The 16169-nt window shown below is 58.1% G+C and carries 12 protein-coding genes; 3 read left to right on the top strand and 9 right to left on the bottom strand.

Translation table 11 applies throughout. From position 1 onward, the window contains the following. The first annotated feature begins 43 nt into the window (after window positions 1–43). A complete protein-coding gene (locus Poly21_RS12100; protein ID WP_146407292.1) occupies window positions 44–715 on the top strand; it encodes a hypothetical protein in 672 nt (223 codons plus the stop codon). Window positions 716–881: 166 nt separating this feature from the next. On the opposite strand, the gene Poly21_RS12095 is transcribed toward Poly21_RS12100, so the two are convergent. From Poly21_RS12095 to Poly21_RS12070, 6 genes are all read right to left on the bottom strand, one after another. After that, complete coding sequence (locus Poly21_RS12095) at window positions 882–1904, bottom strand: AAA family ATPase (protein ID WP_146407291.1); 1023 nt, start codon at window positions 1902–1904, stop codon at window positions 882–884. 57 nt (window positions 1905–1961) lie between these two features. Next, complete coding sequence (locus Poly21_RS12090; RefSeq protein ID WP_146407290.1) at window positions 1962–2768, bottom strand: SDR family NAD(P)-dependent oxidoreductase; 807 nt, start codon at window positions 2766–2768, stop codon at window positions 1962–1964. 113 nt (window positions 2769–2881) lie between these two features. After that, entirely contained in the window at window positions 2882–3916 is a 1035-nt protein-coding gene (gene bioB, locus Poly21_RS12085; RefSeq protein WP_146407289.1) for a biotin synthase BioB, read from the bottom strand. 251 nt (window positions 3917–4167) lie between these two features. After that, entirely contained in the window at window positions 4168–4656 is a 489-nt protein-coding gene (locus tag Poly21_RS12080) for a DUF1269 domain-containing protein (protein WP_146407288.1), read from the bottom strand. A gap of 295 nt (window positions 4657–4951) precedes the next feature. Then, a complete protein-coding gene (locus Poly21_RS12075) occupies window positions 4952–6874 on the bottom strand; it encodes a protocadherin (RefSeq protein WP_146407287.1) in 1923 nt (640 codons plus the stop codon). A 301-nt stretch (window positions 6875–7175) separates the two neighbouring features. Beyond that, on the bottom strand, window positions 7176–8114 hold the full coding sequence (locus Poly21_RS12070) for a YybH family protein (protein WP_146408635.1): 939 nt from the start codon (window positions 8112–8114) through the stop codon (window positions 7176–7178). Window positions 8115–8301: 187 nt separating this feature from the next. On the opposite strand from Poly21_RS12070, the gene Poly21_RS12065 reads away from it, so the two are divergent. Further along, window positions 8302–10557 carry a serine/threonine protein kinase gene (locus tag Poly21_RS12065; protein ID WP_146408634.1) on the top strand — a complete coding sequence of 752 codons (2256 nt, stop codon included), beginning with the start codon at window positions 8302–8304 and terminating at the stop codon, window positions 10555–10557. 213 nt (window positions 10558–10770) lie between these two features. Here Poly21_RS12065 and Poly21_RS12060 read toward each other — a convergent pair whose 3' ends face one another. From Poly21_RS12060 to epmA, 3 genes are all read right to left on the bottom strand, one after another. After that, on the bottom strand, window positions 10771–11691 hold the full coding sequence (locus Poly21_RS12060) for a glycerophosphodiester phosphodiesterase (RefSeq protein ID WP_146407286.1): 921 nt from the start codon (window positions 11689–11691) through the stop codon (window positions 10771–10773). A 39-nt stretch (window positions 11692–11730) separates the two neighbouring features. Beyond that, window positions 11731–13536 carry a divalent metal cation transporter gene (locus Poly21_RS12055; protein WP_146407285.1) on the bottom strand — a complete coding sequence of 602 codons (1806 nt, stop codon included), beginning with the start codon at window positions 13534–13536 and terminating at the stop codon, window positions 11731–11733. 239 nt (window positions 13537–13775) lie between these two features. After that, on the bottom strand, window positions 13776–14819 hold the full coding sequence (gene epmA / locus Poly21_RS12050; protein WP_146407284.1) for an EF-P lysine aminoacylase EpmA: 1044 nt from the start codon (window positions 14817–14819) through the stop codon (window positions 13776–13778). Between the two features lie 200 nt (window positions 14820–15019). On the opposite strand from epmA, the gene Poly21_RS12045 reads away from it, so the two are divergent. After that, complete coding sequence (locus Poly21_RS12045) at window positions 15020–16165, top strand: acyl-CoA desaturase (RefSeq protein WP_146407283.1); 1146 nt, start codon at window positions 15020–15022, stop codon at window positions 16163–16165. Window positions 16166–16169: the final 4 nt, after the last annotated feature.

Below are 16169 nucleotides of genomic sequence, written 5' to 3'. Positions count from 1 at the left end.
TTCCTCAGCGTCTCGGAGAGACGCTGCTACTCAGGTTGCTCCCATGAACCAGGACGACCTTCGGTTCTTTGATAGAGACGAAGATTTTTGTGTGTTTGAAGAGCGGGCGTTGCCACATTGGATGCAGGCAGGAACGTTATGCTTCATCACGTGGCGTCTCCATGATGCGCTGCCCGGTGAAGTCTACGATCGAATCGATCGTGAAGTCGCTTCACTACTGAAATCACACACGATTGCTTGCGACGAGACTTGGTCTGAGTACCTATCGAAACTCGACCTGAAAACGCGCAGCCAGATGCAATGGAAACTGTTCATGATCCGCGATAAATTTCTAGATCAAGGTTGGGGTCGCTGCCCGTTGCGAGAACCTCAGCATGCCGAAATCGTACTCAATAGTTTGCGTCACTTTGATGAGGATCGCTACTTTCTAACCGACGTCGCTGTGATGCCCAACCATCTTCACTTCATTGCTGCTTTTCAAAGTCAAGACGCGATGTTAACCCAGTGCGAAGCATGGAAGCGATTTACTGGTCGGACCGTTCACCGAATGGAGGGGCGCAGGGGCGAGTTCTGGCAAGTCGATCAGTTTGATCATCTGATTCGAAGCGAAGCTCAGTTTTCACACTTCAAGAAATATATTGCGGACAACCCATCGCAAGCCGGGCTAAGCGAAGGCGATTTCCTGCACTTTCACAAGCCCTTGCAAGTTGAGTAGCCGAGTCTCTCCGAGACTCGGAAATACGGTATTCTGAAAGGCGTTGCTGTCTCATGTTCCTCAGCGTCTCGGAGAGACGCTGCTACTTCAATGATGTTTCTCAGCGTCTCGGAGAGACGCTGCTACTTTTCTCATGTCGGTCAGCGTCTCGGAGAGACGCTGCTACTCAGGAGCGTGGGACTTCGATACCCCGCATCATGGCACGTAGTTCTTCATCGACTTGTTTGCCTTCGATTTCTGCTTCGGCTGTCAACTGTACACGGTGGCGGAGGACTGGCAGGGCGATGCGGCTGACATCGTCGGGGACGGCAAAATCGCGAGCAGAAAATGCTGCCAGTGTTCGGGCTGCTTGCATCAGCGAGATACCTGCTCGCGGTGAGGCGCCGATATGGAACCCGGGCCAGTCGCGTGTGGCCCGCACTAGCGAGCTGATATAGGAGACTAAGCTGTCTTCGATTCGTACTCGACTGCATGTCTGGATCGTTTGCACTACCAGTTCTGGATTCATGACGCGATTGACCTCGTCCTCCAATCGCTGGTTAAAATCAATTTGTTGTGAATGCAGCTTGAGAATCTCGGTCTCTTCGGCTGCGGTTGGATAATCCACGTTCAATTTGAACATGAACCGGTCCAGCTGCGCTTCAGGCAAGTTGTAGGTGCCTTCACTCTCGAGTGGGTTTTGGGTCGCCAGCACCAGGAAGGGACGCGGCACTGGATGCGTCACGCCGTCGATCGTGACACTGTATTCCTGCATGATCTCCAATAACGCTGCGTGCGTTTTTGCCGGTGAGCGGTTGATTTCATCGGCCAGTAAGAGCTGCGTGAAGACGGGGCCAGGACGAAAGCGAAATTCGCTCTTCTGCATGTCGAACACCGGCGCTCCCGTGATGTCCGAAGGCATCAGGTCGGCGGTGAACTGAATCCGGCCAAACTCGCAGCCCAGAATCCGGCCGAGCGTGCGCACGAATAGGGTTTTGCCGAGGCCGGGAACGGATTCGATCAGCACGTGTCCGCCTGCGAACAGCGCCGTCAGCGTTCCCAACACCAGTTCGTCTTGACCGACGTACAGTTTGGCGATTTCAGCTTGAATCCGCTCGAAGAGTTCCCCCACGGCTTGGAATTCAGGATCAACCGCCAGTGCCTCATCAGGTGTGGGCGGTAGCACGGGCGGTAGATACGGATCACTCAAAGTTGCAGTCTCAGGCTGGCGGGGAATTCGAGCAAGTGTTCCAAAAATGATAACCGATCAACCGGTGTTGCGTCCCACCTGAAGGCCATCGGGGGCAAAAATTTGCCGCCCGCCATCGACCGGCAAGCAGACGCCCGTGATGAAGGTGCTCTCACAAAGAAATGCCACGGCAGCGGCGACATCTTCGGGTTCTCCGATCCGCCCCACCAATGTGCTGGCGATCAACCGCTGGCGTGTTTCTTTATCGACGTCGTCGGCCAACATCACAGGCCCAGGTTGTACGCAGTTCACGCGGACTCCGCCATGTTGGCTCCCCAGTTCCACGGCCAGTGACCTCGTCATCGTTTCGACTGCCCCTTTGCTGGGGAAGTATGCTGCATGATCAGCATAGGGACGCCCTGTCGCCCAATCACCAATATTCACAATCGAACCACCGGATGGTTGCCGTAGCATGATCCGGCCCGCTGACCGGGCACAAAGCAGTGAGGCGACTGTGTTGATTTGAAAGTACCTCCGAATCTCGTCTCCGGTGATCGTGTTGAGCGGTTTCGGTGACCAGATTGCCGCACTATTAACAAGAATGTCCAAGCGACCGAAGTGCTGCGAGGTTTCCTGGACGATGCGGTCGCAGGTCTCATCTCGTTCGAGTGAGCCCGTCACCACGATGGCATCTCGCGCAAACCGTTCAGGCCACAAACTCGCGGCTTCGGTGGCCTCGGCAACGCTGGAATTCGCGTGCAATGCGACATGGCACCCTCGCCTGGACAGTTCCTCTGCGATCGCCCGCCCTACGCGGGGTGCACCACTGCCAGTGACGAGTGCCACCGGTGCGTCGCAGTCAAAGGTCTGTTGCAAGGGTGTCATCTTGATTCTCCCGCAATGGTGTCCATCACGCTGCCGTGTAGCCCGACGGCTCCGTCGGTCTGAGCGGGGCTCAGGTCTCTCTTCTCAGCACGGGCGGACCCCTCGCTCGCCAATTACACGCTGACTTCTTCGCAGGACCCAGTGACTTCAAAACCGAGATCGGAGATCATGTCGTAGTCGGCCTGGGGGGCTTGACCCTGCGTCGTCAAGTAATCACCGACGAACAAACTGTTGGCGACGTACAGGCCCATCGGCTGGAGCGAACGCAGGTGCAGTTCGCGCCCGCCGGCAATGCGTAGCTCGCGGCTGGGCGCGACGAAGCGGAACATAGCGAGAGCTTTCAGAGCATCTTGCGGGGACAGGGAATCGGTGCCTTCCAGCGGCGTGCCATCGATCGCATTGAGGATGTTCACTGGAATCGACTGCACTTCCAATTCCGCGAGATCAAATGCCATCGATACGATGTCGGCTCGTGATTCGCCCATCCCGATGATTCCACCGCTGCACATCTCCATGCCCGCGTCGCGGACGTTGCGAAGGGTCTGAACACGGTCGGCATACGTGTGCGTGGTGCAGATCTTCGCGTAGTGCGTCTCACTGGAGTTGAGGTTGTGATTGACGCGGTCGACTCCGCAGGCTTTGAGTCGCTGGGCTTGCTCGGCGGTTAGCAATCCCAGGCACGCACAGATATCCAAGCCGTACTTCTGCTTGATTTCTGGGACGATCGTTTCCACCGCGACCATCTCGCGCTCATTGGGGCCCCGTGCACTGATGACCAGGCAGTAGGTCTTGGCACCTCGTTGGGCGGCGACACCGGCCGCGGCCATCAGGTCATCTCGCTTGAGAATATTATATTTCGGTACCGGAGCTTCGGAGACTTTGGACTGACTACAGTAGTGGCAATCCTCGGGGCACAAGCCGCTCTTGGCATTCATCAAGAAATAGAGCTGGACGGAGTTTCCAAAGTAATGATGACGGATGCGATAACCCGCAGCCAAGATTGCCGGCAAATCGAGGTCGGACGCTTCCACGATCGATAGCGCCTGCTCGCGCGAAATCGGACGTCCATCGAGGACCTGAGATGCCATGGCATCGAAAGTACCCGGAGGCGAGAACGAAACGGGAGCAGCAGAAGTGGCGACACTCATCGGGATGGACCCAAGGAATAGGCGAAAGGAATGACAATAACTGACAAATTGGGCTCAAAAAGCGAGCTTAGGACGGCCGACCATCGTGGCCTCTCGCGGCCCGATCGGCAAGAGGGGCCACCGCCAAGCGACGGCCTATCGCGATTGTGCCCGATGCAGTACGACGTCAGGTAACATCCATCGACCAGCCGTGGTGAGACGGGTGGGAGCGGATGCCGTTTCCAGTCGTACCTGCACTTGCCGGCGTGAGCTCAGTGAGCAAACGCATCCTTGAGTTTCGCTTCGTCTTCGTGTGACAGATTGGTGGAGATCACTTCGAACTCAGGAGCCTCCTTGAAGGCTTCGACAACCCGGTCAGTGGTGGCCTGACCATTGAGCAAGAACAGTGCCGACGTGCCCTCGGTGACCTGGCCGCGAACCTTCTCTAGGAAGTCGTTTCCAATCCCGTAATCGGCGAAAGCTCCCGAGAGTGCTCCCATCGCGGCTCCGAACGCCGCACCTAGAAATGGGACGAAGAAAATGCACCCGAACAGCATCCCCCAAAACGCGCCGTACCAGGCTCCGCCGCAGGCACCTTGGCCATGGATGGTCTTGGGTTTTTTCTTGCCCTCAGGCCAGGAGACAATCGCTGCGTCTTCAATCTCAAGCAAATGCTGCTTCTGCAATCCAATTGCGATTTCCATGCCCTTGCTCGCACCTTCAGGGGTGTGGAACTTGAGAACTACCAGTGTCGAGGCCATCGTCGTTTTCCTATTGTGTGAAGTCGCATTCGGTCAACCAATCCAAGTTTTGCGATTGTAGCGTACCGCGGCAGAAGGATGGGACTGGCAGTCAAACAATGGATTCGCCGAGAAATCGGGATACGCAGAGGTCGTTCCACGCCGTGACGAGGCCACGGCATGCAATTGTCTCCCGACGCCCCTCCCAGGAATCGGTTGCTGAAAGTGAACCGGGACCGCTCAGACGCCCCGCGAATCAGCAATCCAGAAAAATCGCATCCGCGGGTATCATCTCGATGCCAACCGCCGGAGCGGTCTAGCTCGCGTCATCGTCTGTGTCCGCACTCGCATTCGCACCAGTATCACCTTCCGCTGCGGCGTCCTCGTTGTGCAGTCGCACGAGCAGCCATTGTTCGGTCTGGTCGGCACCGATATGAACCAGCGCGGGGGCTTCGTCCTTGGTGAGGTTGTAGAGTCCCGTTTCGACAAAATTGGATTCATTGTCGCCAACTGTAAACGCGACTCGTTGAGTCTCCTTATCGACGGAGCCTTTGACAAGCTGGGTCTGCGCCGTAGCGGTATCGGTGTAATTGCCGCGAATGATCCCTTCCTTGTTGACGGCTAGCTGGATTGTAATGTCAGTTTTGACATCCTCGGACTTTTTATCCTCGGCCGCGTCGTCGCCAGCTCTGGTGAACGCAAAGACGCCCAGGGGTAACCAATCGCCATCGTCAGAGGCATCATCCTTAGCTCCCGCTTGGGCAATCTCGCTGGCTTGCTCGTAGTATTCTTGCGAGGTTCCAACATTGTCACCGTTGACGTACACGTCACCTTGGTCGTAGATGACCGTATTTCCATAGTCGTAATAGACTGGTGTTCCCCACGAGTACGGCATCCAGGCCCCGACGGAGTACCAGGTGGCCGATCGCCAGATCGCACCGGCGGTCCATCCAGCTGCGAACCAAGCGCCGGGATGGTTGGTGTACCAACCGCGACCGTAGATGCCCCAGTTGTTGAAGTTGTTACGAACGGCCACCGCACTGGTGTAGCGTCCGGAAGGGGTGACCCGTGCAAATCCGGCGGCTGCTCCGCCGGGGCCGGCCACGACGCCGCGAGCGGCTGCGCCTCCATTAGGCCCGCGGGCAGCTCCACCGGCAGCCACGCGACCGTTCGGCCCGACGGCTGCTCCACGAGCAGCTGCACTACCACCTGGGCCCCGGGCGGCACTGCCTGCGGCGGCGCCTCCATTGGGACCCACGGCGGCACCGCGTGCTGCTTCGCCGCCTGCAGGACCTCGGGCGACACTGCCGGCCGCAGCTCCACCATCAGGGCCCACGGCGGCGCCTCGCGCGGTCGTTCCTCCCGCCGGGCCACGGGTGGCGCTGCCCGCTGCCATCCCGCCATCGGGACCGATGACGGCTCCCGAAGCGGAGCCCGCCCCGCGAGGACCTTCACTGCCGCTGACTTTGCCAACGCCGCCCTCGGCGCCGACACCCACCGCCGTTCCTTTCGTACCGCCTCTGGGCCCTGTTACTGAAATCCCTGCCGCTTTTCCACCATTTTCGCCCGTGATGGAGCCTTTGTTGACATCAAAATTATCACCCGTGAGCCCGCTCCGATTGCGAGCGCTGGCCCCTCCGCCTAGGCCACCCATGCCAGCGTCGGAGGGAAGTCCCAGAAACCCATCGAGTTGGCTGCGGGAGGGGGCCGAGAAGCGATTGTTGCCCACGCCGCCGCCCAATCCGCCGGCCGCCCCGCCAAATCTGTCTGCGCCAGCGGCTCCCAGTCCACCGGCGCGATCGCTCAGGCCACCCCCACCGAGGCCACCTGCCCCACCGCTGAATCCTCCGCCGCCCAAGCCGTTTCCGCCGAGGTTGCGACTACCAGCTCCGAGGTTGCCACTCCCAACGTTGCCCCCACCGAGGTTGCCCCCGCCGAAGTTGCCACCTCCAAAGTTGCTGCCGCCAAGATTGCCCCCGCCGAAGTTGCCGCCACTGAATCCACCGCCGCCTATGCTGTGTCCGCCGCCTCCGCTAAATCCACCTCCTCCTAAGCTGCGCCCGCCCCCGCCACTGAATCCCCCGCTACTGAAACTGCGGCCACCGCCGCCGCCCATACTGCGCCCACCACCGCCCATGCCGCGACCTCCCCCGCCAAAGCCACGACCCCAGCAGTCTTCCAGGGGCAGTCCAAGAATTAAAACGATCGCGAGTATGCTGAATGTGCTGTTGCGGGACATTGGACGGAACCTTCGTGATGAGTGGGACGAGATATGTATCGAAGTGCTGGGAAGTCGCTGTCTGAAAGTCGCTGGCGATGGAGGTAGCCGAGATCGTGAAGACTTTGGGTTTCTGGCTGGTAAAGGCGTCACTAAAAAACTCTTGACGAGCTGATGTTGGAGTGAGCCGAGACGCGTCTGGGCTCGCGACGCAGCCCGGTGCCTTCCGGTCTTTCGGTTCACTGGTTCACGGTTGCGTTACCAATGTCGATCTAATCAACAGCCCAGGGACGAGCTCCGCAACAACAAACCGGCCCTATCCCTATTGGTCAGAGGATGTTCGTTTGATAACGACCTCATCGGTGTCGGGCAGAGCGACCCCGCCGGCAGTACGTTGAATGGATTGCCATACGTAGGCATTGTCATCGAGTTTGCTGAGTCGGTTCAGAGACGTCGTTGGCGTGCCATCACCCGTCGTGCCGATGGTCTCGGCAACCCAGCCTGCGGGTGTCGCCGACCAGACGCCAATGGCGTGACCCCCGTCAGGACTGAACATCCATGACTGCATCCGTTCTGCGATCGGGTTCCAGCCGATCAATTGCATTCCTGATGTCTTGGAACCATCTAAATGAGTTGTCGTGTAGGTTCTCGCGACGAAATGCCGATCAGCGATCCATCGACAAACCGAATGCATCTGAACGCCATGTTCTTCAGCAACCCAGTCTCCGATCAAGAATTCCAGATCGGCAACGCTCTGCGGGGCAACGGTGGCCTCCACCCATGTATCGCGGACCGACGCCATCCGCCATTTGCCATCGACTTTGGTGTGCACCGCTGTGTATTTGCTGACACCGGCGTCGCCTGCGGGTGGCGGTGACACGATTGCCCGGCCGTCTTCGATCGCCACATTGTCACCCAGCTGACGCAGCGAGTCGATCACAAACTGGATCTGCACGTCGGAGTGCTCTGCAAAGTATTGAGCATATGCTTCCTCAATCGCCTCACGTCCCGCGTACACCGTCCCCGAATCATCGATGAATTCGGCATGATCGGTCCATAGGGCGGCAACCGCGCTGGCGTCATGCCGATTAAACGCCTCGGCAAATGCATCTGATTGTGCTTGGATTGCCACCAATTCGGGTGAAACGTCCGGTTTCTGGTCTGCTGGATTGCTTGGCTGGTCAGACGGGGCCGTCTGGGCCAGCCCCGTTGGCGCCAACGCAACCATGATGAGAAGAGTGGGGAGGGACAACCATCGCATATTGTTTTCTCGCGTTGTGGACGTGTTGTTGAATGCTTCCATGCGATGACAATGCAGTCGGTATCATAGGTCAGTCAGGTGCCCCAGGGAACTAAAAACCTGCTCAAAATCAGCGCGTCCATGCGACCCGGCAAGTATGCTGATCAACGACCGAGCCGTTTTTGTATTTTTCTCTCTCGTGGCTGACATGAATCCGCTGAACCTGTTCCGCCGCTCCGGACGCACAATCACTCATCCTCAGGCGCACATGACCTGGGCCTCGCGGAGCATGACTCGGACGGTCACCCGCACCGGTGTGTTCTTAAAAAAACAGATCTGGGTCTGGCCGATTGTGGCCGTTCTGCTCCTGGCGACGATTGGATACTTCGTCCAGAACGCGATCGAATCAACGATCAAGAGTAACGTCCGTGCCGGGCTGTTGAGCTTCGTTCATATCGAAACGGAAATGCTCGAAAAATGGTTTGCGGTTCAAGAATCAACAGCCGCATCGTTGGCCAATGATGAAACGGTGCGTCATTCCGTCGATGCCTTGCTGGCCAAACGAAAAGTAGACGAGGCCGGTGAGAACGCCGCAGTTGCCGTCAGTACCGAGGAGGCCCGCCGCGAATTGGCGGATGAACTCGCACCGTCGCTCGCCGCTCACCACTACGCTGGCTTCGTACTGATCGACAAGTCTCATCGAGTCATGGCGTCGTCTCACGCCGCCATCGTGGGCCTTCAGGACGTGCCGGAATACGAATCCATGACGGAGCGGGCGATCCAAGGGGAATCGTTTGTGGCACCACCCTTTCCCAGTGTGGTGATGCTCAAAGACGCCGATGGGCGGACGCGGATGGGGACGCCGACCATGTATGCCTGCGCCCCCGTTCGGGACGAATCGTTCCAGGTAATCGCTGTGCTCTGCCTGCAGATACGCCCAGAGCTCGAGTTTACTCAGATTTTGGAGTTAGGCCAGGTTGCCGATTCTGGCGAGACCTACGCATTCAATGACGACGGCGTGATGATCAGCAACAGCCGTTTCGACGAAGAACTTATTTTGCTCGGTCTATTGCCCGACCAACCTGGATCGCGATCCATGCTGCAGCTCACCGTCAGTGACCCGGGCGGCGACATGACGACGGGATATCGCCCTGGCGTGAGACGGTCACATCTGCCGCTGACAGTCATGGCTGCAGACGCCATCGAAGGTAATGCTGGCATCGACGTCGATGGATATCGTAATTATCGCGGTGTTGCCGTGATCGGAGCGTGGCGGTGGATGCCGAAATACCATATAGGCGTGGCAACGGAGATCGATGCTGCACATGCCTTCCGGCCGTTGGTGATACTCAAGCGAACGTTTTGGTTCATCTACAGCCTTCTGATTCTCAGCGCAATTGCCATCTTCATCTTCACGTTGATCGTCGCCCGATTGCAGCGACTCTCACGCGAAGCGGTTATCGAGGCGCAGCAGCTCGGTCAGTACACGCTGGACACGAAACTTGGCGAAGGTGGCATGGGGATTGTGTACAAAGGACACCACTCGATGCTCCGTCGCCCCACGGCGATCAAGTTGCTGCATGCTGAGAAAGTGAATGAGACCTCCATCGCGAGTTTCGAACGCGAGGTGCAAATCACCTGTCAACTCAATCACGCCAATACGATTGCGATCTATGACTACGGCCGGACTCCCGAGGGCGTGTTTTACTACGCGATGGAGTATCTCGATGGGATTGATCTGCAGAATCTCGTCAATGACTATGGCCCGCAATCCGAAGCGCGGGTGATTCACATCCTGCTGCAGGTTTGTGGCTCGCTGTACGAAGCCCATTCTCAAGGGTTGGTCCATCGTGATATCAAGCCAGCCAACGTGATGCTGAATCGGCGAGGCTGCGAGCCAGACGTCGCCAAAGTTCTGGATTTTGGATTGGTCAAAGCAGTCAATTCATCGGGAGATCCCCGCCAAGGCGCCAGTGGTTCGCTGGCAGGCACACCCCTCTACATGTCTCCTGAATCGATTCAGGCACCCATGTCAGTTGACGCGAGGTCGGACATCTATGCTGTCGGTGCGGTCGGCTATTTCCTGTTGACAGGTCATCCCGTGTTCGACGCCACGAACTTTGCCCAGCTATGTCATAAGCACATTGACGAATCGCCGGTGCCGCCGTCCAAGCGTGGTGGTACGAAGGTCTCTAGTCAGCTCGAAGATGCCCTGATGAGTTGCTTGGAAAAATCGCGAGCCAAGCGCCCTCAAACTGCGCGAGACCTCTCACTGTTGCTCGCCGCCTGTCCAGCAGCCGGTCAGTGGTCGATTTCCCTGGGCGATCGCTGGTGGGGCCGCCATGAACGTCAGTCCGAGCCGGAAGATCAGGTTCCGCCACAGAATCGTTCCAAGGTCAGTGAAGATGTGACAATGGACCAGACGATCGACCGCAACGCGTTCGACCAGACGATGGATGAGTGACACTCGCACCGAGAATTCCCCGCCTGAATTGCATGCCCTCAACTGTCGCCGCAAGCATACGAAGGTCTGTGTCTAACGAGGGGCTGCACGATGAGGCATCAGCCGCACCCAAACCTCACAGATCTTCCCTCAGCTATTGTGGGCCGGGCACTCGTGTGGGGCGACTTGCTGGCACCGACTCGACGCCGGGCAGGCGATTTAGTCTCCTCGCTCTCAATCAGCAGCCTGCAACTGAGTGAGTGTCTTGCGCAATTGTTCAGGATCATCGCATAGCAAAGATTCGGGGCGATACCCCAGTAGAGGCAGCACAGCTTTCGGCGTCCCCGTGGTCGCATCAAGGTGGATTTTGGCACCGCCTTCCCGGAGCTTTCCCAGTAGCTCGGGGGACTCTGCAAGCCAGTCGAGTTGCGGCCGCAAGTAGTCCACTTTTGCGGCCAGAGCCATATCGATCTGTTCCAGCTGGCGAAGAAACATCAGCGTTTTTATTTCCGGCACACGCTGCTTCAGCTGCCGTGCTTGTTCTACGGTGCGGACGGCGGCGATGGTGCTAGTAGGATCACCGTGGGCTTGCACAGACGCAGTGACCCGGTCTACATACGCCGGCCCTAGTTCCTTCAGGTCCAGATGGATGTCGATGCGGCCACGGCAGAACTGCAGTGCGTGATCAAGCGAGGGGACCCGCTCAGATGCATAGTCGGCACCAAACCAGCTCCCCGCGTCCAGTTTCGATAGCTCGGCCCAGGTCAGATCGTTCACCCGCCCGGTGCCATCGGTGGTGCGGTCCACCCTCGCGTCATGCATGATCACTAACTTGCCATCGCGCGAGGTGCGTACGTCGATCTCGATCGCGGTAGCTCCCGCTTCAATCGCTCTTTCAAATGCCGCGATGGTGTTCTCCGGCCGATCCAGACTCGCGCCACGATGAGCTGAGATGCGCTCGACATCCCGCGCGGCCGCGGCTAATTCTGCTGGGCTTCCAGCTGCGACTCCTGGGGAGGCAGCGACCACCGGATTGGCGGCGTTCACATGCGAATCTTCACTTGCCAGCCCGACCAACAGGCATGCCGCGAGCACGGCAAGGCACGTAGTCATGTCCAGTTTACGAATGTTGATGCGGCATCGAAACGGCGTCATGTCAAAAACCCGCAGGGACCGAGAGCAGGGATACCAGTCCTACGCCGCCCGCTCGTCGGGGCTGGCGGAGTGGCTTTGTTTTTGCCACCAGAACCCGAGTACCACAGCGATGCCGTAGACGACCCAAATGGTGGCGACGATCCGAAACGACAGGGGATTGGGATCGTGGTATTTCTCCATCAACGAAGTGAACGCTGCCGCAGTTGCACCGGCGGTCGCCAATCCCATCAGGACGTTCCAGACCAACCGGCTCGAACCGGTCGGGCGGTCAGACCCAAGAATGCGATCGCTATTCATCATCAGGAAGAAGGTGAAGTATGCGATTGGCAACAACATCACCGCGAAGGTGCTGGCAAAGATGGCCAACCAGAATCGCAGGCTATCGTCGGTCCAGAGGGCGACCCAACTCGCTCCAGTCAAACCGGCGACCGCCACTCCGAGAATGAACATGCCCTCGCTGTTGGGGCGGCCAGAAATTTCACGAAATGCGTAACCGTTGATTAGCATCAAGATAATGATGGTTGAGAATCCCATCCCGAATACACCCAGCCCGAAGACCAACTTGGCATTTTCTTGACCTAGCAAGGGGGCCAGAGTTTTAGACAATTCAAATGCGTCGCGTTTGACGAGTGCTGCCGCCAAACGTTTTTCAGCTTCGGGCAAAGCGGCAACCATATTTAATTTGGTTTCTTGGTCCGTCGATTCGGCTGCCGCACCGAGCGTTGCATCCACTCGCTTTAACAGGTCGCCTTCGACCTTGGGGAATAGAGGTGACTCTTGCATCTCAGCGAGATTGGTGGACGCAAGCTTCGCGTCGATCTTGTTATGAAAAGACGAAGCAGCCGCGATCACGACGCAACTCGTCACAAGCACAAAGGGAATCGCCATGCCGGTGGCCAAATCGAATCTTGCCAAGCCGCGGAACGTCTTGTCCCAGCCGCGGGCCAACATTGAATACGGCAAAAGGAACGTCATGTTGATGCCAACCGCAGTGGCGATCGCCGAGATCATCACGCTTCGCTGCGTGGGCATCAATGTACCGAGCCAGTAGGTTTGGGCGTCGGGTGCCAATCCGGAGATCAGTTCCCGCAAGTCTCCCGCGGGACGAACGAATTGGGTGAAGTCGGGGATCATGCCAGCAAGCATATTACTGATGCTGATCTCACCCTTGGCCAACAGCAGGATCGCGACGCCGAAGAAACAGATCACGATTAATCCGATCAGTCCCTTCAGAAATACATCGAACAACTTGGCTGCCTTCCCACCGCGGAGGTTCAGCATCACGATGCTGCCGGCTGCTAACAGCAATGCGATCGTGACTGTCCACTTTGTGGTCGCTGCGCCGCCGAGTCCTTCCCCGCCGCCGATCGACGACAGGTTTTTGTCGAGCGCGTCATAGCACAGGCTGAACTGCGGCATGCAAAAAATCATGTTGGCCATCACCGTGGCGATGACCCACCCCCAGCCCAGTGCGGGATTGATTTCCGAATTAATGGCTTCAAAGGGACGCCGCCCGGTCGACAAGGTCACGTAACTGATAGCCGACAACATCACCACGCCCAATACAATTGCAACGAGCTGCAGCCACAGCATACTCGTCCCGCCGAGTACGCCCAAAAAGAGCGATCCGGCGAGCGATCCGCCTCCCAACGTGATCGCGCTTTGCAGCCATCCCGGCCCCGACAGCTTGACGTATGCTCGCCAGGTCGTGCCGTCGGCTTGGGCCTGTCGAAGCAGTTCCCGATCCGCGCGAACCTTGTCACTGATTTCTGCTGGCCCTCCCGTTAAGGGGTCTTTTACTGGGCCAGTCGGACCTTGTGGGTTGGATTCAGGAGCGGACGCCATGAGCGAGTCGAACGGGTTTTTGAGAATGGAAGGGGTGAATTTCGTGCGCACTAAATCGCGTAGGGGCGAATCATAGCAGGAGACCGGGCCTGCGTGGGAGGGTGATCACCGAGCCCGAGGGCTCCGGTGGTCTGAGTTGCGTCGCCCCACGATTGCTTCCCACCGGGATCTCGCCGAGTGCGGACCCCCTGTCGATTGGCGTTGCTACTCATGGCGGGCGGAGCGGGCGGTCGATATGGTCACGCAATCGTGATCGGCAGCGGGATGACCTCGTCAATCGAGCGAGCCCCGCTGAGTAGCATCTGCAGTCGATCGACTCCGACCGCAACACCACTGCAGGCCGGCAATCCGCGCCGCATCGCCGCGACGAGGGTCGTGTCCACGGCCAGCGGTTGCCGTCCCGTTTGACACCGTATTTCGTTGTTGAGCTGATAACGCCGGACCAGTTCGTCGGCGTCGAGTAACTCGTCATACCCGTTGGCTAATTCAATGCCGCGATAGAACAGTTCAAACCGATGCGCGAATCGCGGGTCATCTTCGCAGGGCCTCGCCAGAGCAGCCTGCGTCACCGGATATCGGGTTAAGATCGTGGGCACCGCTTTACCGAGTTGCGGTTCGACGAAATGTGACAACAGGACATCGAGCAGCGAGTCGCGGTCCGAACCAATTGATATCGCGAGCTCCGCGTCGATCCCTCCGACGAGTTTCGAAACCTGCTCGATGGGGGCCTCAATGGGATCAATGCTCAGATGTTCGGTAAACGCGTCCCGGTAACTGACGGTGTCAAAACGGGACGTCTCAAAGATGAGGGCGGCGAGATTTCCGAGGAGTTCGATGGCCGAGGTGGCGTCACCGCCAACCTCGTACCATTCGAGCATGGTGAATTCGACGTTGTGCCGAACGCCAACCTCCCCACGCCGAAAGACTGGGGAGATGGCGAAAATGGAGGGCGCACCTTGGGCCAACAGCCGTTTCATCGCAGACTCCGCAGAGGTCTGCAAGTAGTACTGAGGCGGGGTGCTCTCCGAAGTCGACTGTGGCATCCCCAGCTCTGTGCCGGGAATGACAATGGGATCGAGATAGGCGTCGACCACGCAGTCGCGGCTGAGGCAAGGTGGCTGGACCTCGCGGAACCCATTTTCGTGAAAGTACTTGCGAAGCAACCGGAGAAGTCGATCACGCAAGTCCAACTGTCCAAAAAAATCGACAAAACCAGGGCCGCTCGGTCGCGATTTCGAATTCAATGTGACGGTATCCGGGGCAGCATCGGAGTTGGCAGGCATTGGGCTTTTTGCAGCTTTTTTAGTGGAATTATTCAATTCTCGGCCAGCCGAGAGTGGCTGCGCCCGAAATGTCATCAAAACAATTACAAAGCCGTTACATAGTAGTGCAACGCATGTGACATGGGACGTCAGGAGCACCTGTATTCTATGTGGCAGTATCACCTATCCCATTCGCACGACGAGTTCAGGATCGCACTCTCATGTCGACTGTTACCGAACCCTCCCGCAATCGCGGCGGAAAAAATAATCACCATCATCCGATTTCTGACGTCGCTCATGCAGCGGATACCGAAACGCTCGACCCGCTCGACGCCGAAGTCTGGAATCGTCCGGGCCTTGAGGACGCCCCAAGTCTGGATAGCGAGCGGGGCTTGCACCGCCCAGCAGCCGAAGATGCCGACGGGTTTTCTTCACTGGTAGATCAGAAGGCGGCGAAGAAGCGTGACATGGCGCGTCCGACAAAAGCGGAACGCGTTCGCTCGGATAACCTGAGCTACTGGGCGATTGGTTGGTTAGCGATCGCTCACCTCGCCTGTCTTGCGGCTCCGTTTTACTTCAGCTGGCAAGCCGTGGTGACGGCGTTTGTGTTGCACTGGATCGCCGGCAGCCTGGGCATTTGCTTGGGGTATCACCGCATGCTAACCCACACCGGCATGAAAACATATAATTGGGTTCGCTACCTGTTTGCCGGCATCGGCTGTTTCGCAGGCGAAGGTTCGCCATTGGATTGGGTTGCCGATCACCGCAAACATCACGCCCACAGCGACCAAGAAGGCGACCCGCACTCGCCGCACGACGGCGGTTTTTGGAGCCACATGACGTGGCTGGCCTTTCACACTCACAACGGCGATCGCCAAGAATACCTAGAGCGTTGGGCACCCGATTTGTACCGCGACCCGATGATGCGTGCCTTTGACAAGCTCTTCCTGCCGATTCACATCGTGGTGTCGCTGGCTCTGTTCGGTGGCGGATACTATTTCGGTGGATTCTACATGGGCATGTCAATGCTGCTGTGGGGCATGTTTGTGCGACTCGTCTTCGTGCTGCACGCTACCTGGATGGTCAACAGCGCCTCGCACATGTTCGGTTACAAGAATTACGAGACAACCGACGATAGCCGTAATAACTGGCTCGTCGCGATCGTCGCCTACGGTGAAGGCTGGCACAACAATCACCACGCTTACCCCCGCATGGCCAAACACGGGCACAAGTGGTGGGAGTTCGACATCACGTGGCAGTCGATCCGGTTGCTCCGCGCCGTCGGTCTGGTTTGGGACGTCGTCGACTACCGCACCGCCGCCGAGAAACGAGCCGCAGCGGCCGCGAAGAAAGCTGCTGCAAAGTAAGGCG

Origin of the sequence: Allorhodopirellula heiligendammensis, from assembly GCF_007860105.1 — a bacterium.
Lineage (GTDB): Bacteria > Planctomycetota > Planctomycetia > Pirellulales > Pirellulaceae > Rhodopirellula > Rhodopirellula heiligendammensis.
Note: the sequence above shows the minus strand (reverse complement) of the source record. Positions and strands in the feature narration are given on the sequence as shown.